The sequence below is a fragment of the Pantoea sp. X-Soil-YNGN-775 genome (assembly GCF_059730575.1).
In genome coordinates this window covers 1,457,801-1,481,507 of sequence record NZ_AP035945.1, presented here as the reverse complement: position 1 = coordinate 1,481,507, position 23,707 = coordinate 1,457,801, and the positions used below count along the sequence as shown (strand labels likewise).

The following is a 23,707-nucleotide window of genomic DNA, read 5'->3' as shown; positions in this document are numbered from 1 at the left end:
TGCATAGAGGTTTCACATGAAGATAGGCGTCTTTATTCCGATTGGTAACAATGGCTGGCTGATTTCATCCCATGCACCGCAATACAAGCCGACCTTTGAACTGAACAAAGCGATCGTGCTGAAAGCAGAGCATTACCATTTCGACTTTGCGCTGTCGATGATCAAACTGCGCGGCTTCGGCGGTAAGACCGAATTCTGGGATCACAACCTTGAGTCCTTCACCCTGATGGCGGGCCTGGCGGCCGTCACCTCGCGCATTGAGATCTACGCGACGGCGGCCACGCTGACGCTGCCCCCGGCTATCGTTGCGCGCATGGCTGCCACCATTGATTCGATTTCCAATGGCCGATTCGGTGTCAACCTGGTGACCGGCTGGCAGAAGCCCGAATATGAGCAAATGGGATTGTGGCCAGGCGATGAGTACTTTGGCAGCCGTTATGCCTATCTGACCGAATACGTTACCGTGCTGCGCGATCTGTGGGGCACCGGCAAGTCTGACTTTAAGGGTGATTTTTTCACCATGAATGACTGCCGCGTCAGCCCGCAACCTCAGCGTCCGATGAAGGTGATTTGCGCCGGTCAGAGTGATGCCGGTATGGCATTTTCCGCCCAGCACGCCGATTACAACTTCTGCTTTGGTAAAGGCGTGAATACCCCTACTGCGTTCAGCGCGACCTCCACGCGAATGAAGCAGGCGGCGGAAAAAGCGGGACGCGATGTCGGTTCCTATGTGCTGTTTATGATTATCGCGGCCGCGACTGATGAAGAAGCCCGCGCCCGATGGGAACATTACAAAGCCGGCGCCGATGAAGAAGCACTCTCATGGCTGACCACCCAAAGCCAGCAGGACACTAAATCCGGCAGCGACACCAACGTGCGCCAGATGGCCGATCCCACCTCGGCGGTCAACATTAATATGGGGACGCTGGTCGGTTCCTATGCCAGCGTGGCGCGGATGCTGGATGAGGTGGCGCAGGTGGACGGTACCCACGGCGTACTGCTGACGTTTGATGATTTCCTGCAGGGCATCGAGGACTTTGGTCAACATATTCAACCGCTGATGCAGTGCCGCAGTGCCCTGCTGGAAGCCCAACAGGAGGTGGCCTGATGAGTACAGTTTATTGCGCCCACACCCCCGACGTGCCACAGGTTGAACTGCCGGCGCGTCCCGAACCAATCGCTTTTCCACCCAGCCAGAGCGCGCTGATTGTAGTGGATATGCAAAATGCCTACGCCACCGAAGGCGGTTATCTGGATCTGGCCGGGTTTGATGTCTCTGCCACCCAGCCGGTGATCGCCAGCATCGCACAGGCAGTGACCGCAGCCCGGTCGGCAGGCATCCAGATTATCTGGTTTCAGAACGGCTGGGATGCAGATTACGTTGAAGCTGGCGATGCCGGTTCACCCAACTTCCACAAGTCGAATGCGCTGAAAACCATGCGTAAACGTCCGGAACTGCACGGCACGCTGCTGTCGAAAGGCAGCTGGGATTATGCGCTGGTCGATCAGCTGGTGCCGCAGCCCGGCGACATTGTGTTGCCGAAACCGCGCTACAGCGGCTTCTTTAATACGCCGCTCGACAGCATGCTGCGTAGCCGCGGTATCCGTCATCTGATCTTCACCGGCATTGCGACTAACGTCTGCGTCGAATCGACGCTGCGTGACGGTTTCTTCCTTGAGTATTTCGGCGTGGTGCTGGAAGACGCGACTTATCAGGCCGGGCCGCCTTTTGCACAGCAGGCGGCCCTGTTCAATATCGAAACGTTTTTTGGCTGGGTGTCGGACGTCGCCACCTTCTGCGAGAGCCTGAAACCGGCGGATCCCCGCTGAGCGATCCACAAAGGAGAAGTTGCTATGCCAAAAAGCGTGATTATTCCGCCGGGGACCACTACCCCGATTGCCCCTTTCGTCCCTGGCACGCTGGCTGATGGCGTGGTGTACGTTTCGGGTACGTTACCGTTCGATGCTGACAATAACGTGGTGCACGTTGGCGACGCTGCGGCACAAACCCGCCACGTGCTGGAAACCATCAAGAAGGTGATTGAAACCGCTGGCGGCAGCATGGCGGACGTGACGTTCAACTCGATATTCATCACCGACTGGGCCAATTACGCGGCGGTGAATCAGGTCTATGCCGACTATTTTCCCGGTGATAAACCGGCCCGCTTCTGTATTCAGTGCGGGCTGGTCAAACCCGATGCGCTGATTGAAATCGCCAGCGTGGCGCACATCGGTAAACAGGAGGTCTGATGCAGCTGGATATCCTTGGCCTGCAGTCGCCGGATGCCCCAACGCTGGTGCTCTCTTCCGGTCTGGGTGGCGTGGCCGGCTTCTGGCAGCCGCAGCTGGCTGCCCTGACCGCTCGTTACCGGGTGGTGCTCTACGATCAGCGCGGCACCGGTCGCAGCGCCGATACCCTGCCGGAAGGTTACAGCATGGCGATGATGGCGGCAGAGCTGGCCGCCGCGCTGGCGCAGCAGGGGATCCTGCGTTTCAGTCTGATCGGTCATGCGCTGGGCGGGCTGGTGGGGTTGCAGCTGGCGCTGGATTATCCGGAGCGGGTTGAACGGATCGTGGTGATCAACGGCTGGCTGACGCTGCATCCCCACACGCGCCGCTGCTTTCAGGTGCGCCAGGATCTGTTGCTTAACGTCGGTGTTGAAGCCTTTGTGCGTGCCCAGCCGCTGTTTCTCTATCCGGCGGAGTGGATGGCGCAGCATCAGTCGCGGCTGGAACAGGAGGACAGCCATCACATTGCCCATTTCCAGGGAATGGAGAACCTGATGCGGCGTTTGCACGCCCTGATGAGCGCCGATTTCAGCGCCCGCGCCGCCGCTATTCCTCAGCCGGTGCTGGTGATCTGCAGTCAGGACGATCTGCTGGTGCCCTGGAGCTGTTCCGCTCAGCTGGCGGCGGCGCTGCCGAACGCTTCGGAGCAGGTAATGGCATGGGGCGGCCACGCGATGAGCGTAACCGATGCCGATCGTTTTAATGCCCTGCTGCTGCAGTGGCTGGATGACACCGATGACGTGCAGCCGCTGGCACGCGTCACCGGGTAACCCTTTTTGTGGAGATCGCGATGAATCCGAATCATCTTGCGCCTGTGGTAGAGAAAACTGAGTTTCGCAACGCCATGTCGCGGCTGGGTGCCGCTGTCAATATCATCACCACCGAAGGCCCGGCCGGGCGCGCTGGCTTTACCGCCTCGGCGGTCTGCAGCGTTACCGATTCGCCACCTACCCTGCTGGTCTGCCTCAATCGTTCCGCCTCGGTCTGGCCGGTGTTCTGTGAAAACCGCCAGCTGTGTGTCAATACGCTGGCGGCGGGCCACGAAACCTTATCCAACCTGTTCGGCGGCAAGACGCCGATGGCCGAACGCTTTATTGCTGCCGAATGGTCTACGGCGGTTACCGGTTCGCCGGTGCTGAGCGGCGCAGTTGCCTCGTTTGACTGTCGCATCAGCCAGATTGTCAGCGTCGGAACCCACGACATCCTGTTTTGTGAGGTACTGGCGCTGGTGCGTAACGACGATACCCACGGTCTGGCGTGGTTTGACCGCGGTTATCATCCGCTTATGCGGCAGGAAGCCTGTTAATCCGCCAGCCCTCAGCAGGCCTGGCCCCGGCATTCATCACCTTCTGGAGTATACGATGGCTCGTTCCTGGTTCCCGCAATGGCAAAAGAAGTCGGCACTGAGTGAAAACGGCATTATCGCCCCGGATGAAACGCTGCCGATGGGGCAAACGCTGATTCTGGGTTTGCAACATGCAGTCGCGATGTTTGGCGCAACGGTGCTGATGCCGTTGCTGATGGGGCTGGACCCTAACCTGGCGATTCTGGTGTCGGGGATTGGCACCCTGCTGTTCTTTTTGATTACCGGCGGTCGGGTGCCCAGTTACCTTGGCTCCAGCGCCGCGTTTGTCGGGGTGGTGATCGCCGTGACCGGCTTCAGCGGTCAGGGACTCAACCCCAATCTCAGCGTGGCGCTGGGCGGCGTGATCGCCTGTGGCCTGGTCTATACCCTGATTGGGCTGGTGGTGATGAAAGCCGGAACCCGCTGGATCGAAAACCTGATGCCGCCGGTGGTAACCGGCGCGGTGGTGATGGCCATCGGGCTGAACCTGGCCCCGATTGCGGTGCATGGCGTATCCGGTTCCTCGTTTGACAGCTGGGTGGCGGTAATGACAGTGCTGTGTATTGGCGTGGTGGCGGTATTTACGCACGGCATGATACAGCGCCTGCTGATCCTGATTGGCCTGATGGTGGCGTGGGCGCTCTATGCACTGCTGACCAACGGGCTGGGGCTCGGCAAGCCGGTCGACTTTACGTCGCTGGCGCAGGCACCGTGGTTTGGTCTGCCGCACACCACCGCGCCAGCCTTTAATCTGCAGGCGATGGTGATGATCGCACCGGTCGCGATCATTCTGGTGGCGGAGAATCTCGGTCATCTGAAAGCGGTGGCCGGAATGACCGGACGTAACCTTGACCCGTATATGGGTCGGGCGTTTGTCGGCGACGGTCTGGCGACCATGCTCTCCGGCTCGATCGGCGGCAGCGGTGTGACCACCTATGCCGAAAATATCGGGGTGATGGCGGTCACCAAAGTCTACTCAACGCTGGCGTTTGTCGCGGCGGCAATCGTTGCCATTCTGGCCGGTTTCTCACCGAAGTTTGGTGCGCTGATCCATACCATTCCGGCTCCGGTAATTGGCGGCGCATCGATTGTGGTGTTTGGGCTGATTGCGGTGGCAGGCGCACGCATCTGGGTACAAAATCACGTTGATTTCAGCCAGAACAGTAACCTGATTATGGTTGCCACCACCCTGGTGCTGGGTGCCGGTGACTTTGCGCTGAAGATCGGTTCATTTACCCTCGGCGGTATCGGCACCGCCACCTTTGGCGCCATTATCCTTAATGCGATTCTGCGCCGACGCGGCATGACGCTGCCGGATAAACCGCTGGCGCGACAGGAGGGCTAACTATTCCTGCGATTCCTGCGGTGTGGCCGCTGGCTGCACCGCTTTCTTCCTTTTCAGCCGCAGCTCACTGACAATCACGCCGCAGACAATCAGCGCCCCGCCGAGCAGCGCTAAAGCAGGCAAACGCTCGCCCGCTATCCGCCCGACTACGCCCGCCCAGACCGGTTCGCCAGCATAAATCACCGTCGCCCGGGTCGGTGAAACGCTGCGCTGCGCCCAGTTCATCGTAACCTGAATTAAGGCGCTGGCCGCGCCAAGCCCCAGCGCGCTGAGCAGCAGCGGCATCGAAAGCGCCGGCACCGTTTCACCATTAGGGATCATCAGCGCGAAAGCGCACAGCGACGCCACCGCCAGCTGTATCAGAGTAACCCGGCGTACATCAACCTGACCGGCATAGCGGCTGATTAAGATGATCTCAGCCGCGATCGCCAGAGTACTGAGCAGGGTCGCCAGTTCACCGGCGTTCAGGCTGATGCGGCCATCCTGCGGCCCAGCCACCAGCAACAGGCCGGTAAACGCCAGCACAATGCCGAGCCACGACATCACCCCCGGCGGACGGCGTAAAAACAGCCATTGCAGCAGCGGCACTACCGGCACATAGAGCGCGGTGAGAAACGCCGACTGGCTGCTGGAGATGGTCTGCATTCCCCAGGTCTGTAAGCCGTAACCGCCGGCAATCGACAGGCCAATCAGGGTGCCAGCCTTGATTTCCAGCCAGCTGACGGCGGCCAGATACCGGCGGAAAAACAGCGCCAGCAGCAGCGCTGCCGTAGCAAAGCGCAGCCCGACAAAGAAAAAGGGACCGGAATGCTGCATCGCCCGGTGCACCACCAGAAAGGTGCCGCCCCAGACCATGGTGATAAACAGTAGTACCAGCTCCTGCCGCGTAAGGCGCAGGGATAAACCGCGGGGTGCGTCCGACATAATTCACCTGATGATGGATTCGGGCTTATTGTGCGGAGTGAACAGGGGAAAATCAACGGCGTTGACCGCCGGTAGTTACCGGCGGAACAGAGGTTTATGCATCATCGGATTTTTTACTGCTGCTGCGCCCCCCTTTCTCGCCAGCACGGGCAGCGCGTTGCGGATCGTTCTTAAAGTTCCCGCCGCTGTTTTTACCGCCTTTTCGCCCTGCTTCTGCAGCACGTTCTCGGTTTTCAGCGAAATTTCCTGAACCTCCACGATGTGATGCCATGATCTACTCCTGTCGCGTAACGCGATAAATGAGGAAAGAAAGCAACCTGTGACTGACGGCAATAGCACCGGTCTCAGCCATGCTTAAAGAATAGCCAGGTTCTGTTTTCGCTCCTGCGACAGTCACATTTAGCAACAGACTATTCACCGCCAGTTTGATTAAACAACGCACATTCTGTTGCCTTACAACCGATTGCCTGGCGGTTTATTACCCGACTGCCGGACACCTGAGCCGCGCTTCGCCCACGTGAAACGAAAGCTCTTCTATACTTTTCAGGACGTCAAACCGACCCGGAGAGATTAATGGCTAAGATTCTGGTGCTCTACTACTCAATGTATGGACATATCGAAACGATGGCGAACGCGGTTGCAGAAGGCGCTCGTCGGGTGCCTGGTGCGGAAGTGGATATCCTGCGGGTGCCAGAAACCATGGATGCCGAGCGCTTTGCGCAGGTGGGCGGTAAAACCGAACAGGCGGCTGCAGAAGCAACCCCTGAGGTGTTGACGCAGTATGACGCCATTATCGTCGGCACCCCGACCCGCTTCGGCAATATGTCAGGTCAGATGCGCACCTTCTGGGATCGCACCGGTGGACTGTGGGCCTCGGGTGCGCTGCATGGAAAAGTCGGCAGCGTGTTTACCTCAACCGGCACCGGCGGTGGCCAGGAGCTGACGATTACCTCGGTCTGGACCACCCTGGCGCATCACGGCATGGTGATTGTCCCGATCGGCTACGGCACGCAAGAGCTGTTTGATATTTCCCGGACACGCGGCGGTACGCCTTATGGCGCCTCTACCCTGGCGGGCGGGGATGGTTCACGTCAGCCCACGGAAGAGGAACTGAACATCGCCCGCTATCAGGGTGAGCACGTTGCCGGGCTGACTGTAAAACTGAAGGACTGATTTCATCGAAGGAGAACATTATGGCTACTGAACAAGCAAAAGCACATCACGTTGGCGAATGGGCCAGTCTGCGTCATACCTCGCCTGAAATCGCCGAGGCCATTTTCGAAGTGGCAAATTACGATGAGCGGCTTGCAGAAGAGATCTGGCGCCAGCAAGGCAGTGACGACGTGCTGATTCGCGCCTTTGAAAAAACCGATAAAGATGTCCTGACCTGGGATGACAAAACAGTAGAACGAAAAAACGTGTAATTCAGGGGCGGGAATTTCCCGCCTCGACTTTTTAACTGACCAAGGAGCACGCTATGTCTTCCTATCAAAGCATTAATCCCGCGAACAACCAGCTGCTGAAAAGCTGGCCCTCCCATGATGAGGCGGCCGTCAGCCATGCCCTGGAGGTCGCCGATCGCCTTTACCACTCAGACTGGAGCAAAGGCGATATTCAGCCACGTCTGCAGGTGTTGCACAAACTGGCCGATCTGATTGATAGCCGTGCGGAAGAGCTGGCCACCATCGCCAGTAAAGAGATGGGCAAGCTGATTGGTCAAAGCCGCGGCGAAGTAAAAATTTGTTCGCAGATTGCGCGCTACTATGCCGAAAACGCAGAACGTATCCTGAAACCGCAGTCCTACACAAGTGAACTGGGCGAAGCCTGGATTGAGTATCATCCGATTGGCGTGCTGGTGGCGGTTGAGCCGTGGAACTTCCCCTATTACCAGCTGATGCGGGTGCTGGCACCTAATCTGGCGCTGGGTAATCCGGTGCTGGCGAAACATGCCAATATCGTCCCGCACTGTGCCGACGTGTTTGAAAAGCTGGTCCGCGAAGCCGGTGCGCCTGAAGGTGCCTGGACTAACCTGTTTATCTCAACCGATCAGGTTGCGGATTTGATTGCCGACGATCGGGTTCAGGGCGTGGCGCTGACCGGTTCGGAGCGGGCAGGCAGCGCCGTCGCAGAGCAGGCCGGTAAGCACCTGAAAAAGTCGACTCTCGAACTGGGCGGCAACGATGTTTTTGTCGTGCTGGATGATGCCGATCTCGATGAAGCGGTGCGTCAGGGGGTACAGGCTCGCCTGAGCAACTGTGGTCAGGTCTGTACCGCCGCTAAGCGCTTTATCCTGCATGAAAAGATTGCCGACCGCTTTATCAGCCAGTTCAGCGCGGCGCTGAGTTCCGTCACGCTGGGCGATCCGCTGGATGAGAAAACCACGCTGGGCCCGCTTTCGTCGAGTGATGCGCGTGACCGGCTGGTGAAACAGGTGGATGAAGCGGTGGCGCATGGCGCGCAGCTGGTCACCGGCGGCAAAGCCGTTGAAGGCGTTGGATGTTACTATCAACCTACCCTGCTCACCGGCATTACGCCGGATAACCCGGCTTATTATCAGGAATTTTTCGGCCCGGTTGCGCAGGTTTACGTGGTTGGCGACGATCGGGCTGCCATCGCGCTGGCCAACGATTCTCACTACGGTTTAGGTGGATCGGTCTGGACCCGTGATATTGCACGCGGTCGCAAGCTGGCTTCAGCGATTGAAACCGGCATGGTGTTCATCAACTCGCAAAGTGACACTTCGGCCGAACTGCCGTTTGGTGGAGTTAAACGTTCCGGCTATGGTCGTGAGCTTTCAGACCTCGGCATTAAAGAATTTGCCAATCAGAAGCTGGTGGTGGTCGCCGGTTAACCGGACGTCAGCCATAAAAAAACCCCGTTTCGACGGGGTTTTTTATTTTACAGCGGCAGATAAAGTTACTGCGCTGCGGTTGCCACCGATTTTGCGTCGTCGTTTTGCGCAGCGGCCGGGGCCTGGCTGGCTGTGGCGTTATCAGCTTTCGCTTTTTCAGCCGCGGCTTTCTCAGCGTCTGCTTTCTCTGCTTTAGCATTCTCTGCCGCCGCTTTGTCGGCTGCTGCTTTGTCGGCTGCTGCCTTGTCTGCTTTAGCTTTTTCAGCTGCAGCTTTATCGGCTTCAGCCTTCTCTGCTTTGGCTTTTTCAGCTGCAGCTTTATCGGCTTCAGCCTTCTCTGCTTTAGCTTTATCCGCTGCGGCTTTCTCTGCCTTGGCTTTTTCAGCTGCTGCTTTATCGGCTTCAGCCTTCTCTGCTTTGGCTTTATCCGCAGCGGCTTTGTCGGCGTTCGCGTTGTCCGCAGGCTTATCGGTTGCGCTGTTAGCTGCGTCGTTAGCCGCCGGTGCCGCATCGCTGTCAGGCTGAGCCGCTGCCGCCGGTTTAGGTGCAGCCGCAGGCTGCATTGGCGTACCCTGCAAGGCGGTATTTAACGCCTGCGAGAACTGCTCCCAGCTGCAATAGCCATTCGCATCGGTCTGACAACCGGTCAGTTGCAGAGTGACGCGCTTCGGCGGGTTTTTCAGGCTCAGTACATCGGCATCACGCAACTGATCGGCGGTCTGGTAAACGTACTCGACCTTCAGCAGATCTTTATCATTTTTGGCATCGTGCCAGCGCTCAAATACCACCTGACCGCCAATCGGCGTTTTTTCATAGGTATCCGGCAGCTCATATGGCTTCACCTGTAACGCACTCAGCAAGGAGGCGATATTGGAGTCGTGACCAACCATCAGGGTCACTTTTGGCGCATTAGCCTTGTCCTGATCGACTAGCTGGCTACGGATGTAATCCACCAGCGGGGCCGCCACTTCACGGGCAATTGTCGGGCTGGTGAACAGCGTATCCTGATAACCGTTTTTAATCGCAGACAGCTCTTTCCACTGCTCAGGCGTTTTAATCTGACCCCAGGCAACCTGCTCCAGCGGGAAACCTTCATAATATTGCAGCGTAAAGGCATCCATCAGCGAGTTCCCCACTTTTAATGGGCCGCTGACGTTAGGTTCTTTGCCATTTTCTGCACTGAAGCTATTCTGGCCGCTGCTCAGATCGCACTGCTTTTTGTTGTTACAGGCCGGTGCGGATTTGTAGTCAACGATCTTTTCCAGCCGCTGGAAAGCGGGTTTCAGCGCCAGCTTTTCATTGGCGGCAGCCATGTCAGCCAGCGCTTGCTTGTTGAACGCTTCGCTGCCATCGGTGATGACCGGATTGAAAATAGGATCCATGGTTCCCATCGCATCCTGATGGGTGACGGCGACATCACAACCCGGGAAGGCACCATTAACAAAGAACTGGGCGGTAGCGACGGTGCGCTGCAGGCTATTGGCGTACACGAAGACGTTATTGCTGTCAGGACAGCTGCCATTTTGCACCAGGCCCTGCTGCGCCAGCCATTGACGGGTGTAGTTACCCATGTAGATTTCCAGCACGCCGCCTTTGGTGGTCAGCTGTCCACCGGGCACATCCCATTGTGGCCAGCTTTTTTTGGTCGACTGCTCCAGCACGCTGCCATTATCGGCCAGCGGCGCACGCAAATTATGTCGACTTAACATCAGCACCTGTTGCAGCTGCATATCGCCATCAGCGGCGAAGGCGACCGTTCCGACAGGTAATGCTGCCAGCACTGATAATGCGCAAAGACTCAGTTTCTTGATCATTGTGCCTATTCCATTCATTCAGTAGAGAAACACTCTGGCTATCAACCGATTAGCTCGCCTCAGAGCGAAGTGCTAAACAGTGTAACCCAGCTCATCCAGGAAAATCGCCAGATGTTTACAAAAACAGTGAGTGGACTATAGCAGAGATGCGCCGGGCAGATGAACGCTGCCGCCCTCATCAGAAAGCTAAACGGGAGAATTTCGGAAATGCGGAAGACGGATAGCAGAAACAGAACAGGCCAGCACAATGTGCTGGCCTGTTCTGTAAAATGTGGCGGAGGAGGAGAGATTCGAACTCTCGGATGGTTTCCCATCGGCGGTTTTCAAGACCGCTGCCTTAAGCCGCTCGGCCACCCCTCCGTTTTGTAACATTACTGCATAAGCAAAATCATCATCAGACATTTTGCCGCTTTATCGCCTGAGCAGATAAAGTGGCGGAGGAGGAGAGATTCGAACTCTCGGATGGTTTCCCATCGGCGGTTTTCAAGACCGCTGCCTTAAGCCGCTCGGCCACCCCTCCGCAATGACGCGCACTATAAACATCCCGTTTGGCGATGTAAAGCATCGATCAATTCATTCGCCTGAAAAACAGTCAAATTGCGATTATTCGATGTCAAAATCGCCACTCTGCTCAAAGAATTAGCGGAATGGCGCGTAAAGAAGGGTAAAACGCCTTTTCCCTCATTATTGCACTGCGTATTCTCAGCGCATATTCAGTGTTCTGCTAAAAGGAGCGCAACATGGAAAGAATTGTTACTTCATCGCAGTCGTCATTGCTGACGACCCATAAAGTTCTGCGTAATACCTATTTTCTGCTCGGCCTGACGCTGGCCTTCTCGGCGGTAACCGCGACCGCCAGTACCCTGCTGGCCCTGCCTGCGCCGGGACTGATCCTGATGCTGGTCGGCTTCTACGGGCTGATGTTCCTGACCTACCGTCTGGCCAATAGCCCGATGGGTATTCTGGCCGCTTTCGCCTTTACCGGCTTCCTTGGCTATTGCCTCGGCCCTATCCTTAGTTCGTTCCTGACTGCCGGCATGGGCGATGTGATCGCGCTGGCGCTGGGCGGTACTGCGCTGGTGTTCTTCTGCTGTTCGGCGTATGTGCTGACCACCCGCCGCGATATGTCATTCCTCGGCGGAATGATGATGGCAGGCTTTGTGGTACTGCTGGTGGCGGTCATCGCTAACCTGTTCCTGCAACTGCCGGCGCTGCATCTGGCTATCAGCGCGCTGTTTATTCTGTTCTCAGCCGGTGCGATTTTGTGGGAAACCAGCAATATCATTCACGGCGGCGAAACGAACTATATCCGCGCGACGGTCAGCCTGTATGTCTCGCTGTATAACATCTTTATCAGCCTGCTGAGCATCCTCGGTTTCTCGCGCAGTAACTAACCTGTTATCGCCGGTCAAACCTGCTCAACCCCGCTTCGGCGGGGTTTTTGCTTTTTCTGCCGGGCGAATTTGGTAAACTGCGCCGTGATTAATCAAGAGGATCAAACGTGAATTTCAACGGTAACGAAATCGCCGTCGATGCCGAAGGCTACCTGAAGCATCGTGACGACTGGAGTGAGGCACTGGCCAGCCACATCGCCGACCAGGAAGGTATCGTGATGACCGAGGCGCACTGGGAAGTGGTAAATTTTGTGCGGGCGTTTTACCTCGAATACAACACCTCGCCAGCGGTGCGGATGCTGGTTAAGGCAATGGCGCAGAAATATGGCGAAGAGAAAGGCAACAGCCGCTATCTGTTTCGTCTGTTTCCTGAAGGGCCGGCCAAACAGGCAACCAAAATCGCTGGCCTGCCCAAACCGGCCAAATGCTTATAGCATGACGGAGGGTCAACCGGTGGTAAAACCACGCGGCGGCTGAGCAGGCTGATGGGGTTCCACCAGCACCTGGTCGACCCGGGCGCTGCGCGGTCCGCCCGCTTTCAGCCAGCTGATTAACGCATCGACCTGTTCAGACTCACCGCAGGCCAGCACTTCGACACTGCCATCGTCCAGATTACGTGCATATCCCTGCAGGCCGAGCATTTTTGCTTCGGCCTGGGTGCTGTAACGAAAACCGACGCCCTGTACGCGACCGTGAACCCACGCTTTAACACAGGCTACTGACATTTTTCACTCCTGCTGCTGTTCGTTGCATTTTCCCGTTATCCACCGGACAATGGCGCCTCATTTTTTCAGGTAAGCATAGCAAACTATGACAGTCAGATTGATTCTCGCGAAGGGACGTGAAAAGTCCCTGCTCCGTCGCCACCCCTGGGTCTTTTCGGGTGCGGTTGCCCGTATGGAAGGCAAAGCGCAACTGGGCGAAACCATTGATGTTTGCGACAGTAACGGTAAATGGCTGGCCCGTGCCGCCTGGTCACCTCAGTCGCAGATTCGTGCCCGCGTCTGGAGCTGGCAAGCTGATGAATCCATCGACATCGCCTTCTTTGTCCGCCGCTTTGAACAGGCACAGCAGTGGCGCGAATGGCTGGCCGCCCGTGATGGCCTGGACAGCTACCGTCTGGTAGCCGGTGAATCAGACGGTTTACCCGGCGTCACCATTGACCGCTTCGGCAATTTTTTAGTGATGCAGCTGTTATCCGCCGGGGCGGAATATCAGCGTCCGGCGATTATCTCTGCCTTGCAGCACTGCTTCCCGGGCTGCGCTATCTATGACCGCTCTGATGTCGCGGTCCGTAAGAAAGAGGGACTGGAACTGGCGCAGGGCACCGTTACCGGTGAGATCCCGCCGCCGCTGCTGCCGATTACCGAACATGGCATGAAGCTGCTGGTGGATATTCAGGGCGGCCATAAAACCGGCTATTACCTCGATCAGCGCGACAGCCGTCTGGCAACGCGCCGCTACGCCAAAGATGCCCGGGTGCTGAACTGCTTCTCCTATACCGGTGGATTTGCCGTCTCTGCCCTGATGGGCGGCTGTAAAGAGGTGATCAGCGTTGATACCTCACAGGATGCGCTGGATGTGGCGCGTCAGAACGTTGAGCTTAACCAGCTGGATGTGTCGCGCGCCCGTTTTGAACGGGATGACGTGTTTAAACTGCTGCGTCGTTATCGTGACGCGGGCGAGAAGTTTGATCTGATCATCATGGATCCGCCGAAGTTTGTTGAGAATAAGAGCCAGTTGATGGGCGCCTGTCGCGGCTATAAAGATATCAATATGCTGGCGATCCAGTTGCTCAACCCAGGCGGCATTCTACTGACTTTCTCCTGCTCCGGCCTGATGGCGACCGATCTGTTTCAGAAGATTATCGCCGACGCGGCGCTGGATGCCGGACACGAGGTGCAGTTCATTGAGCAGTTCCGTCAGGCGGCTGACCATCCGGTCATTGCCAGCTATCCGGAAGGTCTCTATCTGAAAGGTTTCGCCTGTCGGGTAATGTGACTTGAAAAAATGGCTCCTGACCCCATATTGGATCAGGAGTACTTTTTTCGGAGGTCACTATGATTGCCAGTAAATTTGGTATTGGTCAGCAGGTTCGTCATCGTTTGTCCGGTGTGCTGGGCGTTATCGTCGATGTCGACCCGGAATACTCGTTAGATGAGCCTAAAATTGAAGACGTTGGCGCGGAAGAGAAGCTGCGCAGCGCGCCCTGGTATCATGTAGTGATGGAAGATGAAGAAGGCGATCAGGTGCATACCTACGTTGCTGAGATTCAGCTTGCCGGTGAAACCAGCGTTGAGCATCCGGAACAGCCGTCAATGGACGAACTGGCTGCGTCAGTCCGTCAGCAACTGCAGGCCCCTCATCTGCGACATTGATTCGTGGCGGCACGGTTTGCCGCCACGTCTGCTCAGTTAACGCGTGATTCCCAGACGCGGAATCTCAATCTTCGGGCAACGATCCATAATCACCGTCATGCCCGCATCCTGTGCCAGCACCGCCGCCTGTTCATTGATCACTCCCAGCTGCAGCCATAGCGTATCCGCACCCGCCGCGATCGCGTCCTGCGCGACGCCCCATGCGGCTTCAGAATTACGAAACACATCCACCATATCGATTTTCCCGGGCACCTCAGCCAGGGTGGCATAAGCCTGCTGCCCCAGCAGCGTTTTGCCCGTCAGTTTCGGGCTGACCGGGATCACCTCATAGCCCTGATCGAGTAAATACTTCATCACCCCATAGCTCGGGCGTTCCGGGCGGTCGCTCGCGCCCACTAAAGCGATACGTCGGGTGCGAGTCAGCACATCACGAATGGTTTGATCGTTCATTGTTATCTCCTTTCTGGCCTGCGTTGAGTGTAGATTGGCCGGGTCATTCACGGCGAAGCCGGCAGCGAAATTAATTGAACCGGCGCACGAATAAATATGTTCAAATGTAAATTAACTGCCATAATGTAAGAATTTGCTACACGCCTTCCCTTGCGCCCACTGCTACTGGAGTTGAAATGAAGCTGTCGCTGGCTGTCACGGGGCTGTTAACACTCCTCGTCTCGGCGTCCTGTTCTGCCATCACCTTAAAGCTCGATCCGCAGATTGACCTGTTAGTGCTGGATGGCCGAAAAATTTCGGGCTCGCTGCTCAAAGGTGCCGACAGCTTAGAGCTGGATCGCGGTCAGCATCAGTTTCTGTTCCGGGTTGAAAAACTGCGAAACGATCAACCGGATACGGTTCAGCGCTACCAGTCGGTGCCGATGATCGTTACGTTTACCGCCGCCGCCAAAACCATCACCATTAAGCTGCCGTCGCTGGAGACCAAACGCGAGCGTTACCATTTCGATCGCACCCTCAATTTCCAGCTGGTGGATGAACACGGCAAAGAGATTGTCAGTATGCGCGACCATCTGCCACCCAGCGCCAGCGCAGATATGGAAAAGGCGATGCTTAACTATAATCGCACCGGTCAGGTCGCCTCGGTACCGCAGTTTGCTCGCCAGGTGAAGACGTCTTCTTCCTCCGCCCGGTTAACCGCCGATCTTGCCTGGACCCCCCAGGCGGAATTGCCCTCGCTTCATCGCTGGTTTCAGCGCTTTGATGAAGCGACCCGCCAGCAGTTTATGACACTGGTCAAAATGTTACGTACGAGTTGATAGAGAGGAAAGGCCAGGGGTAAACTCATGCCACCGATTCTTCCGCATGAGACTTATCAGGAAGCCTTTATGGAACAAACCGTTCGTACCCTCGGCATAAAAAAACATATCGCACTGGTTGCCCATGACCACTGCAAAGCCGCGTTACTCGACTGGGTTAAACAAAACCAGGCCGCACTCGAACCGCATACCCTGTACGCCACCGGCACCACCGGCACGCTGATCAATCGTCATACTGGTTTAACCGTTAACGCCATGCTGAGCGGCCCGATGGGCGGTGACCAGCAGGTCGGTGCGATGATCTCCGAAGGCAAAATTGATGCGCTGATGTTCTTCTGGGATCCGCTGAATGCGGTGCCGCACGATCCGGATGTCAAAGCGCTGCTGCGTCTGGCGACCGTGTGGAACATTCCGGTCGCCACCAACCGCTCAACCGCCGACTTTATTATTCAGTCGCCGCTGTTTGCCGGCGCGGTTGATATTTTGATCCCCGATTATCAGCGCTACATGGCGGAACGCCTGAAGTAACTCAGGCTTTGCGCAGCACCGGCACACCGAGTTCGCGGAACTGTTCGACAAATACCGACGGCTGCGCTTTATCGAACATCAGCCAGACCTGCTGACGCGCCCGCGTCAGTGCCACATAGGCCAGCCGTCGCTCTTCTGCATCCGGAAACGCTTCCGGCTGCGGTAACAATCCCTGTTCGATAATCGATTCACGCGCCGCCGCAGGAAAGCCTTCTTTCCCCTGCTGTAAGCCGAGCAGAATAACGTAATCTGCCTGCTGTCCTTTACTGGCGTGAATCGTCATGAAATCCAGCTTAAGCTTTGGCCAGCGGGTTTTCGCTTTATCCAGCAATTCCGGCCGCAGATAGTGGTAGCGCGCCAGCAGCAGGATGCGTTCCTCCGGTTTTGCGTAGCCACTGAGCTTGTTCAGCAGCCCTTCGAGCTGATCCTGTGCCAGCAGCGAAATCGACTTCTTATTCCCTTTGGTCACGCTGTTAAGCGGTTTGCGTAACTGCTGCGGGTTTTGTTGCACAAAGCGATTGGCGATCTCTCCAATCCGATCGTTGAAGCGATAAGTGGTGTCCAGTACACAGCGATCGCCTTCGCCAAAATAGTGATGAAAGGCGGTGGTCAGCGACATTTCTGCCCCGCTGAAACGGTAGATCGCCTGCCAGTCATCTCCCACCGCAAACAGCGAGGTACGCTTATTCTGCTGGCGTAATGCGGTCAGCAGCGCTGCGCGTTGCGGAGAAATATCCTGGAATTCATCGACCAGAATATGTTTCCACGGGCTGATGAAACGGCCCTTTTCCAGTATCGCAATCGCCTGGTGGATCAGGCCGGAAAAATCGACTGCACCCTCCTCTTTCAGCGCACTCTTCCAGGCTTTCAGCAGCGGCGCCATTAGCCTGATGCGTTTGCTGAACAGGTCGCGGGTTTCGTCCGGTACCTCAGCGATCATTGCCGCCTGGGCGCCGCCGTGCATGCGCATCAGGCTCAGCCAGCGCTCCAGTCGCGTTGCCAGCCGGTTAGCCAGCCGGTCATCCTGCCAGAACGCGCCCTCCGGCAGCTCCCACTCCAGCTCATCACGCAGCCATTGCCGCCAGCCGTTGGCCTGCGCTTTCTTCTCGCTGCACTGCTGACGCCAGTGCTGAATCAGTAAGGCCCGGCGAGCGTCGGTATCGCTCTCCAGTTTACTGATCGCCGGCTGCTTATTACTGCCTTCGCGAATAATGTGCAGCGCCAGCGAGTGAAAAGTACGTGCCTGAATATCGCTGGCGCCCAGACGGGACTGGATCCGATCGTTCATCTCTTCCGCAGCCTGCCGGCCAAAGGCCAGCAGCAGGATTTGATCGGCACTGGCCAGCCGGCGCTGCATCAGCCAGCCCGCTCTTGCCACCAGCACCGAGGTTTTTCCGCTACCGGCGCCTGCCAGCACCAGCAGCGAAGCTTCACCGTTCACCACGGCTTCGCACTGGGCGGTATTCAGCGGCGTTGTTTCTACGCTGGCGAAGAAGTCGTGATAGCGCGTCAGCATGGCGGCGGTCCAGTCACGATTACGCTGACGCAGCGCCGTTTCGCCCTGCTCCAGCCAGCGCTGGCAAAATTCCAGGTCATCGCGACAGGTGGCAAATTCATTAAGGCGGGTCAGCGGCAGGGGCAAGGCATCAAACTGTTTAACGATCTGCGCTTTTAACCCCTGCAGCTCACTGCGGTTGAGCCAGCGATCCTGGGTGCTGAACGCCTCAATCTCGCTACGCAGCGCCTGTAAAACCTCGCGGCACACCTCGCTCATCTCCAGGCTCCACTGCTGCCAGGATTGCAGCAGGTAGTGGTGAAAACGCTGTGTTTCCTGCCATTCCGTGCCGTGCAGCCGGACCACTTTTTCGTCAGCCAGTAAGAATTCCAGCTCTCCCCACACCAGCCCGCGTTTGCAGGTGATATCCAGCAGCTGGTTAAAAGGGATCAGGTACTCATGCTTATCGCCGCAGACTTCGACGCCAGCCGCCATCAGACGGACCCGATTATAAGGATGCTGGGCAAGCCGTTTGCCCATGGAGGTTGCTTTCAGTTCCACGCCGACACCAACGACAGAGAATAGGATTAGGGGGAGTTTACCTGTCAGACCCTTGGCGCTCCAGCCTTAAAACAGGCTAAACTTGGCGTCACATCTTGCGGAATGCAAAAGGAAAAAAATGTCATGCGCACCGTCTTAAACGTTCTTAATTTTGTTCTGGGTGGCTTTTTCACCACCCTGAGCTGGCTGTTTGCCACTTTAATCAGCATTGTGCTGATTTTTACCCTGCCGCTAACCCGCTCCTGCTGGGAAATCACCAAACTGTCGCTGTTGCCCTTTGGCAACGAAGCGGTGCATGTCGACGTGCTGCGCCCGGAAAACAGAAGCCACATCATGAACACCGGCGGCACCTTCCTGAATATCTTCTGGCTGATCTTCTTCGGCTGGTGGCTCTGCCTGTCACATATTTCGATCGGCATTGTGCAGTGCATCAGCATCATCGGCATTCCGGTCGGCATCGCTAACTTCAAGATTGCCGCAATTGCACTGTGGCCGGTAGGACGCCGTGTCGTATCGGTGGAAGAGGCGCGTGCTGCGCGCGAAGCCAATGCCCGTCGCTATTAGTATGATGTCGAAAAGCCTGCCCGGCTGGCGGCAGTATCTGTTTAATAGCACCTGGCGCTACCTGCTGCGCATTCTGTTTGCGCTCAGCGGGTGCGCCGCCATTCCCTGGTGGCTGCACCAGATTGAGTGGACCATCCCGCTGACGCTGGGCGTGGTGGCCGCGGCGCTGGCGGATCTTGACGATCGGCTGGCCGGGCGGCTGAAAAATCTGCTGATCACCCTGCTCTGCTTCTGCATCGCTTCGGTGTCGGTTGAACTGCTGTTTCCCTACCCGCTGGCGTTTATTGCCGGCCTGGCGCTCTCCACCTGGGGCTTCATTCTGCTGGGGGCGCTTGGCCAGCGTTACGCCACCATCGCCTTTGGCGCCTTGCTGATTGCGGTTTATACCATGCTCGGCATCGGGCTGTTCAGCCAGTGGTATATGCAGCCGATTCTGTTGCTGGTGGGCGCGCTCTGGTACAACCTGCTAACCCTGCTCGGTCACCTGATGTTTCCGGTACGGCCGGTTCAGGAACAACTGGCGGGCAGTTTTTCCCAGCTGGCACGTTATCTGGATGCCAAAGCCAATCTGTTCGATCCGGATGCTGGTGAACAGGATGATGCCACCTTTATTGATGCCGCGATGGTCAACAGCCAGTTGGTTGCCCAGCTCAATCTGACCAAGACCACTCTGCAAAGTCGGCTGCGTGGCGATCGCGGCTCACGCGGTACCCGGCGCAGTCTGCACTACTACTTTGTGGCGCAGGATATCCACGAACGCGCCAGTTCGTCTCACCTGCAATACCATCTGCTACGTGGCGACTGGCGCTACAACGAGATCCTGTTCCGTTTCCAGCGTTTACTGAATATGCAGGCCCAGGCCTGTCGGCAGCTGGCGCACTCTATTTTAATGCGTGAACGCTGGGTGCACGACAGCCGGTTTGAGCGGGCATTTGAACGGCTGCAAAAAGCGATAGAACGCCTTGAACAGCGCGAGCCAGAGGCCACTCACACCCGCGCGCTTTACTGGCTGCTGCGCAACCTGCGGGCGATTGACGCCCAGCTGGCTTCTATTGAATCAGAGCAGACGCTGGCTGGCGACGATCCCCAGCACAGCGACAATCTGCTATCACGCGAAGGCCTGAGCGGCTGGAGCGATATCCGGCTGCGCTTCAGTCGTCACCTGACTCCCGCCTCGGCGCTGTTCCGTCATGCGGTGCGGATGTCGGTGGTGCTGTGTATCGGTTACGGCTTCATTCAGATTACCGGACTGGAGCGAGGCTACTGGATACTGCTGACCAGTCTGTTTGTCTGCCAGCCCAATTACAATGCGACACAGCGGCGGCTGGCGCTACGCATTGGCGGGACGCTGGCGGGGATCGCTATTGGCTTGCCGGTGCTCTGGCTGGTGCCCTCGGTCGAAGGACAACTGATTCTGATCGTGATCAGCGGGGTGCTGTTTTTCGCCTTCCGGCAGGTGCAGTACGCGCAGGCGACGCTGTTTATCACGCTGCTGGTGCTGCTCTGTTTCAACCTGCTCGGCGAAGGGTTTGAGGTGGCTTTACCGCGGGTGGTCGACACGCTGCTGGGCTGTGGTCTGGCCTGGCTGGCCGTCGCCTTTATCTGGCCTGACTGGCGCTTCCGTCAGTTACCGGCGGTGGCAGAACGCACCTTGCAGGCCAACTGTCGCTATCTTGATGCGATTATGGAGCAATACCATCAGGGCAAAGATAACCGGCTGGCTTATCGTATTGCCCGACGGGATGCGCATAATGCCGATGCCGAACTGGCGTCGGTGGTTTCCAATATGAGCAGTGAAAGCCGTACCAGCCAGGCGATGCGTGAATCCGCTTTTCAGCTGCTGTGCTCAAATCACTCTTTCCTGAGCTACATCTCTGCACTGGGTGCGCATCGCGATAAAATTAGCGAACCGGAACTGCTCAAACTGCTGGATGATACGGTCTGTTATGTTGAGGATGTGCTGCAAACGGATGTCGTCAGCGATCAACAGGCTGAGACGATGCGTCATCAACTGGCTCAGCGCATCAGCCAGCTGGCCACCGATGCGGATACGCGCGCGCCACTGGTATTGCAGCAACTTGGCTTGCTGGTGGCGCTGATGCCTGAGGTCGCTCGCCTGCGCCGCACGCTTAACGCAGACTAGTTTACCCCGCCTTTCGGGTTCAGCGTCATCAGCACGGTACGCTGAAACCAGGCGTTAAGTTCCGCCCTGACCGCCTGCGGCAGGGCGGCATAATGATGACCCGATATTGCTCCCTCCAGCGCCAGCAGCGTTTGTAATCCGATATTCTGGTTCACCACCTTAAGCTTCAGCCAGCACTGCTTAGCCCCAATCTCATGAAGATGCTGAACGTTCAGAATACCCGCTTCATGCAACATCATCTCCATACGCAGGCTGAGATTAGGCAGATCTTTTAAGCGGAGGGATAACTGCTTATGCTGCTGCTCTTCCCTTGCGGTCTCCAGTGATGCGGCTGATAGCGTCAACAGATGTGCTGGCGTATGCCATAAGGCATCGTCCACCCGGTAATAGTTGAGGCTGACCAGCACGCCACGCTTACGAAAAATTAACGGCTCCAGCGGACGCTGCGCGATGTATTCACGTAACGGCTCACTGGCGCGCAGATAGAGTGCGTCATTATTAACTAAAGCAAAAACCACGCGCTCGACAGCCAGTGCATAACCACCAAACTGGGTTCGCGACTCAATCGTACCCAGCGGGGCTAGCTGCGCTCTGGAACGTTCAATGATCGGATTTAACTTTTTCATCACACCACCTCCATGTAAGAGAAATGCCTGAAATTATCTTTTGTTTCAGACAATTAGAAGATAGGAAAAAGGCCTGATCGGTTCAATCAATTAATAGCGGTTCCGCTAACCTTGTGACGTTTTTGCGAGCCGTTATCAGAAATTTGGGTTGATCTTTATGCGCAACGCCAGTACTGTATATTCATACAGTCCACTGCTGAGTGATTAACTTATGCGAACACAACATCCGAACAATACACGCTATGCTCATCATTATGCGTCCTCTTCCGTATCCGCTTCTCAACACGGCTGGATTACTGAGTTACGCTATAGTGAGCAGCCCGGAATGATGCAGATGTTACTGTTACCGCTGTTGCAGCAGCTGAGTCAGCAGTCGCGCTGGCAACTGTGGTTAACCCCTGCGCATAAGCTGAATCGCGCCTGGCTACAGCAGTCCGGCTTGCCGCTGGACAAGAGCATGCATATTGCCGATTCTGAGCGTCTGAACGCAGTTGAAGCGATGATTAAAGCGCTGCGTACCGGAAATTACAGTGTCGTTCTGGCATGGATTCCCTACGAGCTGGATGAAGATGAACGACGTCAACTGGAAAATGCAGCAGCCGAAGGTGATGCCCTGGGATTGATTTTGCGTTCGAGTGGAACACCCGAAGCGCCTCTCGGACCACAAAATGCGCTAAAAATTCAGTCGGATTTGTTTCATTAAGTAAAAATCGGAAGTTTCTCAAGCTATATTTCTTATCTGTCGTCGCTAAACCACTGATTCTGTTAGTTCGAGCGTTGACAATGGTTTAGCAGGTTTTTTGGGCGTTGAGCCGCGACAATAATACCAGGCTAATTGTTAGAATTTGTGTATAAATCTCTGTTTTTTTACAGAAGCGCCTCACATCATACTTGTAAGTTTCCAATCTCGTTGTAGACTTTATCTCGCCAGGGTGCTCAATAACCTCCGTTTTTTTGCGGTAGAGTCATAAGCGAGCGTTTTGACCCGGCGAAGGATTAAACCAAGAGCAACCTTTTTGCTCATTGCCTATTTGGATGATAACGAGGCGCAAAATGAAAAAGACAGCTATCGCAATTGCAGTGGCACTGGCTGGCTTCGCTACCGTAGCGCAGGCCGCTCCGAAAGATGACACCTGGTACACCGGTGCTAAACTGGGCTGGTCTCAGTACCACGACACTGGTTACTACGGTAACGGTTACCAAAACAATGACGGTCCAACTCACGAAAGCCAGCTGGGTGCAGGTGCATTCGTTGGTTACCAGGCAAATCCATACCTGGGCTTCGAGCTGGGCTATGACTGGCTGGGTCGCATGCCTAATAAAGGCAACGTGACTAACGGCGCGTTCAAAGCACAAGGCATTCAGCTGGCTGCTAAACTGAGCTACCCAATTTATGACGATCTGGACGTGTATACTCGTCTGGGCGGCATGGTATGGCGTGCAGACTCAACGCAGACTAACCCAACTAATGGCCGCATCAGCGACCACGACACCGGTGTTTCTCCACTGGCAGCAGTTGGTGTTGAGTATGCGCTGACCAAAAACTGGGCTACCCGTCTGGATTACCAGTGGGTTAACAACATTGGTGATGCACAGACCGTTGGTACCCGTCCAGACAACGGCATGCTGAGCGTAGGCGTTTCATACCGCTTCGGTCAGGATGAAGCTGCTCCAGCACCAGCTCCGGCTCCAGCGCCAGCACCAGTTGTTGAAACCAAGCGTTTCACTCTGAAGTCTGACGTTCTGTTCACCTTCAACAAAGCTACCCTGAAGCCAGAAGGTCAGCAGGCTCTGGATCAGCTGTACAGCCAGCTGAGCTCAATGGATCCTAAAGATGGTTCCGTTGTCGTACTGGGCTTCACCGATCGCATCGGTTCAGAGCAGTACAACCAGAAACTGTCTGAGAAACGTGCTCAGTCAGTAGTAGATTACCTGGTATCTAAAGGTATCCCTTCTAACAAGATCTCTGCACGTGGCATGGGTGAATCTAACCCAGTTACCGGCAACACCTGTGACAGCGTGAAAGGCCGTAACGCCCTGATCGACTGCCTGGCGCCGGACCGTCGTGTAGAAATCGACGTTAAAGGCATCAAAGACGTTGTAACTCAGCCACAGGCTTAAGTTTATACGTAATAAAAAACCCCGCTAAGGCGGGGTTTTTTTATGCCGGTCTGCCGGCAAA

The 23,707-nt window shown here is 56.3% G+C and carries 26 protein-coding genes and 2 tRNA genes; 19 read left to right on the top strand and 9 right to left on the bottom strand.

Annotated elements, in window-relative coordinates; all coding sequences use genetic code 11:
- Positions 1-16: 16 nt before the first annotated feature.
- Genes rutA through rutG form a run of 6 tightly spaced genes read left to right on the top strand, consistent with a single transcriptional unit; the run spans position 17 to position 4,979 of the window.
- Positions 17-1,108 (top strand): pyrimidine utilization protein A, encoded by a 1,092-nt coding sequence (rutA, locus tag AC6I8I_RS06900; protein WP_089561072.1) that lies wholly within the window; start codon positions 17-19, stop codon positions 1,106-1,108.
- Positions 1,108-1,830 carry a pyrimidine utilization protein B gene (gene rutB, locus AC6I8I_RS06895; RefSeq protein WP_312052644.1) on the top strand — a complete coding sequence of 241 codons (723 nt, stop codon included), beginning with the start codon at positions 1,108-1,110 and terminating at the stop codon, positions 1,828-1,830. The genes rutA and rutB overlap by 1 nt, the downstream gene beginning before the upstream one ends.
- A gap of 24 nt (positions 1,831-1,854) precedes the next feature.
- Positions 1,855-2,250, top strand: a complete 396-nt coding sequence (gene rutC, locus AC6I8I_RS06890; RefSeq protein WP_031376096.1) for a pyrimidine utilization protein C — start codon at positions 1,855-1,857, stop codon at positions 2,248-2,250.
- A complete protein-coding gene (rutD, locus tag AC6I8I_RS06885; protein ID WP_312052647.1) occupies positions 2,250-3,059 on the top strand; it encodes a pyrimidine utilization protein D in 810 nt (269 codons plus the stop codon). Before rutC ends, rutD begins: the two co-directional genes overlap by 1 nt.
- A 20-nt stretch (positions 3,060-3,079) precedes the next feature.
- Positions 3,080-3,595: an NADH-dependent FMN reductase RutF gene (gene rutF / locus AC6I8I_RS06880; RefSeq protein ID WP_312052648.1), complete on the top strand. Its 516-nt coding sequence runs from the start codon at positions 3,080-3,082 to the stop codon at positions 3,593-3,595.
- Positions 3,596-3,650: 55 nt separating this feature from the next.
- Positions 3,651-4,979: a pyrimidine utilization transport protein G gene (gene rutG, locus AC6I8I_RS06875; protein WP_312052649.1), complete on the top strand. Its 1,329-nt coding sequence runs from the start codon at positions 3,651-3,653 to the stop codon at positions 4,977-4,979.
- Here rutG and AC6I8I_RS06870 read toward each other — a convergent pair whose 3' ends face one another.
- On the bottom strand, positions 4,980-5,903 hold the full coding sequence (locus AC6I8I_RS06870; RefSeq protein WP_312756514.1) for a DMT family transporter: 924 nt from the start codon (positions 5,901-5,903) through the stop codon (positions 4,980-4,982). It lies immediately after the preceding gene.
- Between the two features lie 94 nt (positions 5,904-5,997).
- Positions 5,998-6,174: a con-10 family general stress protein gene (locus tag AC6I8I_RS06865; protein WP_312052652.1), complete on the bottom strand. Its 177-nt coding sequence runs from the start codon at positions 6,172-6,174 to the stop codon at positions 5,998-6,000.
- A gap of 302 nt (positions 6,175-6,476) precedes the next feature.
- On the opposite strand from AC6I8I_RS06865, the gene wrbA reads away from it, so the two are divergent.
- From wrbA to AC6I8I_RS06850, 3 genes are read left to right on the top strand one after another with little or no spacing between them, the layout of a single operon-like run.
- Complete coding sequence (gene wrbA / locus AC6I8I_RS06860) at positions 6,477-7,076, top strand: NAD(P)H:quinone oxidoreductase (RefSeq protein ID WP_312052654.1); 600 nt, start codon at positions 6,477-6,479, stop codon at positions 7,074-7,076.
- Positions 7,077-7,096: 20 nt separating this feature from the next.
- Positions 7,097-7,327, top strand: coding sequence for a YccJ family protein (locus tag AC6I8I_RS06855; protein WP_031376101.1), 231 nt, complete (start codon positions 7,097-7,099; stop codon positions 7,325-7,327).
- A gap of 53 nt (positions 7,328-7,380) precedes the next feature.
- Positions 7,381-8,754, top strand: coding sequence for an NAD-dependent succinate-semialdehyde dehydrogenase (locus tag AC6I8I_RS06850; protein ID WP_497828467.1), 1,374 nt, complete (start codon positions 7,381-7,383; stop codon positions 8,752-8,754).
- Between the two features lie 65 nt (positions 8,755-8,819).
- Here the strand turns inward: AC6I8I_RS06850 and agp are convergent, their stop codons facing one another.
- From agp to AC6I8I_RS06835, 3 genes are all read right to left on the bottom strand, one after another.
- On the bottom strand, positions 8,820-10,568 hold the full coding sequence (agp, locus tag AC6I8I_RS06845; RefSeq protein WP_497828466.1) for a bifunctional glucose-1-phosphatase/inositol phosphatase: 1,749 nt from the start codon (positions 10,566-10,568) through the stop codon (positions 8,820-8,822).
- 272 nt (positions 10,569-10,840) lie between these two features.
- Positions 10,841-10,928: transfer RNA gene (locus AC6I8I_RS06840), tRNA-Ser, on the bottom strand.
- A 72-nt stretch (positions 10,929-11,000) separates the two neighbouring features.
- Positions 11,001-11,088, bottom strand: a tRNA-Ser gene (locus AC6I8I_RS06835).
- Between the two features lie 220 nt (positions 11,089-11,308).
- On the opposite strand from AC6I8I_RS06835, the gene yccA reads away from it, so the two are divergent.
- Both yccA and AC6I8I_RS06825 read left to right on the top strand, forming a co-directional pair.
- Positions 11,309-11,962 (top strand): FtsH protease modulator YccA, encoded by a 654-nt coding sequence (gene yccA, locus AC6I8I_RS06830; RefSeq protein ID WP_031376104.1) that lies wholly within the window; start codon positions 11,309-11,311, stop codon positions 11,960-11,962.
- 107 nt (positions 11,963-12,069) lie between these two features.
- A complete protein-coding gene (locus AC6I8I_RS06825) occupies positions 12,070-12,396 on the top strand; it encodes a TusE/DsrC/DsvC family sulfur relay protein (RefSeq protein ID WP_312756507.1) in 327 nt (108 codons plus the stop codon).
- A 12-nt stretch (positions 12,397-12,408) separates the two neighbouring features.
- Here AC6I8I_RS06825 and yccX read toward each other — a convergent pair whose 3' ends face one another.
- Positions 12,409-12,687 (bottom strand): acylphosphatase, encoded by a 279-nt coding sequence (yccX, locus tag AC6I8I_RS06820; protein ID WP_497828465.1) that lies wholly within the window; start codon positions 12,685-12,687, stop codon positions 12,409-12,411.
- Positions 12,688-12,772: 85 nt separating this feature from the next.
- On the opposite strand from yccX, the gene rlmI reads away from it, so the two are divergent.
- Both rlmI and hspQ read left to right on the top strand, forming a co-directional pair.
- Positions 12,773-13,963 carry a 23S rRNA (cytosine(1962)-C(5))-methyltransferase RlmI gene (rlmI, locus tag AC6I8I_RS06815; RefSeq protein ID WP_046288409.1) on the top strand — a complete coding sequence of 397 codons (1,191 nt, stop codon included), beginning with the start codon at positions 12,773-12,775 and terminating at the stop codon, positions 13,961-13,963.
- Between the two features lie 59 nt (positions 13,964-14,022).
- The gene (gene hspQ, locus AC6I8I_RS06810) at positions 14,023-14,340 is read left to right on the top strand and encodes a heat shock protein HspQ (RefSeq protein WP_031376107.1); all 318 of its coding nucleotides are present in this window, start codon (positions 14,023-14,025) and stop codon (positions 14,338-14,340) included.
- Between the two features lie 36 nt (positions 14,341-14,376).
- Here the strand turns inward: hspQ and AC6I8I_RS06805 are convergent, their stop codons facing one another.
- A complete protein-coding gene (locus AC6I8I_RS06805; protein ID WP_497828464.1) occupies positions 14,377-14,790 on the bottom strand; it encodes a CoA-binding protein in 414 nt (137 codons plus the stop codon).
- Between the two features lie 176 nt (positions 14,791-14,966).
- Between AC6I8I_RS06805 and AC6I8I_RS06800 the strand changes: the two genes are divergently transcribed.
- Together AC6I8I_RS06800 and mgsA are read left to right on the top strand one after the other, a co-directional pair.
- A complete protein-coding gene (locus AC6I8I_RS06800) occupies positions 14,967-15,608 on the top strand; it encodes a YccT family protein (RefSeq protein WP_497828463.1) in 642 nt (213 codons plus the stop codon).
- A gap of 69 nt (positions 15,609-15,677) precedes the next feature.
- Positions 15,678-16,136 carry a methylglyoxal synthase gene (mgsA, locus tag AC6I8I_RS06795; protein ID WP_312052669.1) on the top strand — a complete coding sequence of 153 codons (459 nt, stop codon included), beginning with the start codon at positions 15,678-15,680 and terminating at the stop codon, positions 16,134-16,136.
- Position 16,137: 1 nt separating this feature from the next.
- On the opposite strand, the gene helD is transcribed toward mgsA, so the two are convergent.
- The gene (gene helD, locus AC6I8I_RS06790) at positions 16,138-18,192 is read right to left on the bottom strand and encodes a DNA helicase IV (protein ID WP_497828462.1); all 2,055 of its coding nucleotides are present in this window, start codon (positions 18,190-18,192) and stop codon (positions 16,138-16,140) included.
- A gap of 123 nt (positions 18,193-18,315) precedes the next feature.
- On the opposite strand from helD, the gene AC6I8I_RS06785 reads away from it, so the two are divergent.
- Complete coding sequence (locus AC6I8I_RS06785) at positions 18,316-18,756, top strand: YccF domain-containing protein (protein WP_312052672.1); 441 nt, start codon at positions 18,316-18,318, stop codon at positions 18,754-18,756.
- Positions 18,740-20,899, top strand: a complete 2,160-nt coding sequence (gene yccS / locus AC6I8I_RS06780; RefSeq protein ID WP_312052673.1) for a YccS family putative transporter — start codon at positions 18,740-18,742, stop codon at positions 20,897-20,899. The genes AC6I8I_RS06785 and yccS overlap by 17 nt, the downstream gene beginning before the upstream one ends.
- Here the strand turns inward: yccS and AC6I8I_RS06775 are convergent.
- The gene (locus AC6I8I_RS06775; protein ID WP_312052675.1) at positions 20,896-21,525 is read right to left on the bottom strand and encodes a TfoX/Sxy family DNA transformation protein; all 630 of its coding nucleotides are present in this window, start codon (positions 21,523-21,525) and stop codon (positions 20,896-20,898) included. The two genes, yccS and AC6I8I_RS06775, sit on opposite strands and share 4 nt — an antisense overlap.
- Before the next feature lie 211 nt (positions 21,526-21,736).
- Here AC6I8I_RS06775 and sulA point away from each other — a divergent pair, with 211 nt between their 5' ends.
- Positions 21,737-22,228: an SOS-induced cell division inhibitor SulA gene (gene sulA, locus AC6I8I_RS06770; RefSeq protein ID WP_312052677.1), complete on the top strand. Its 492-nt coding sequence runs from the start codon at positions 21,737-21,739 to the stop codon at positions 22,226-22,228.
- 350 nt (positions 22,229-22,578) lie between these two features.
- On the top strand, positions 22,579-23,646 hold the full coding sequence (gene ompA, locus AC6I8I_RS06765; RefSeq protein ID WP_312052679.1) for a porin OmpA: 1,068 nt from the start codon (positions 22,579-22,581) through the stop codon (positions 23,644-23,646).
- Positions 23,647-23,707: the final 61 nt, after the last annotated feature.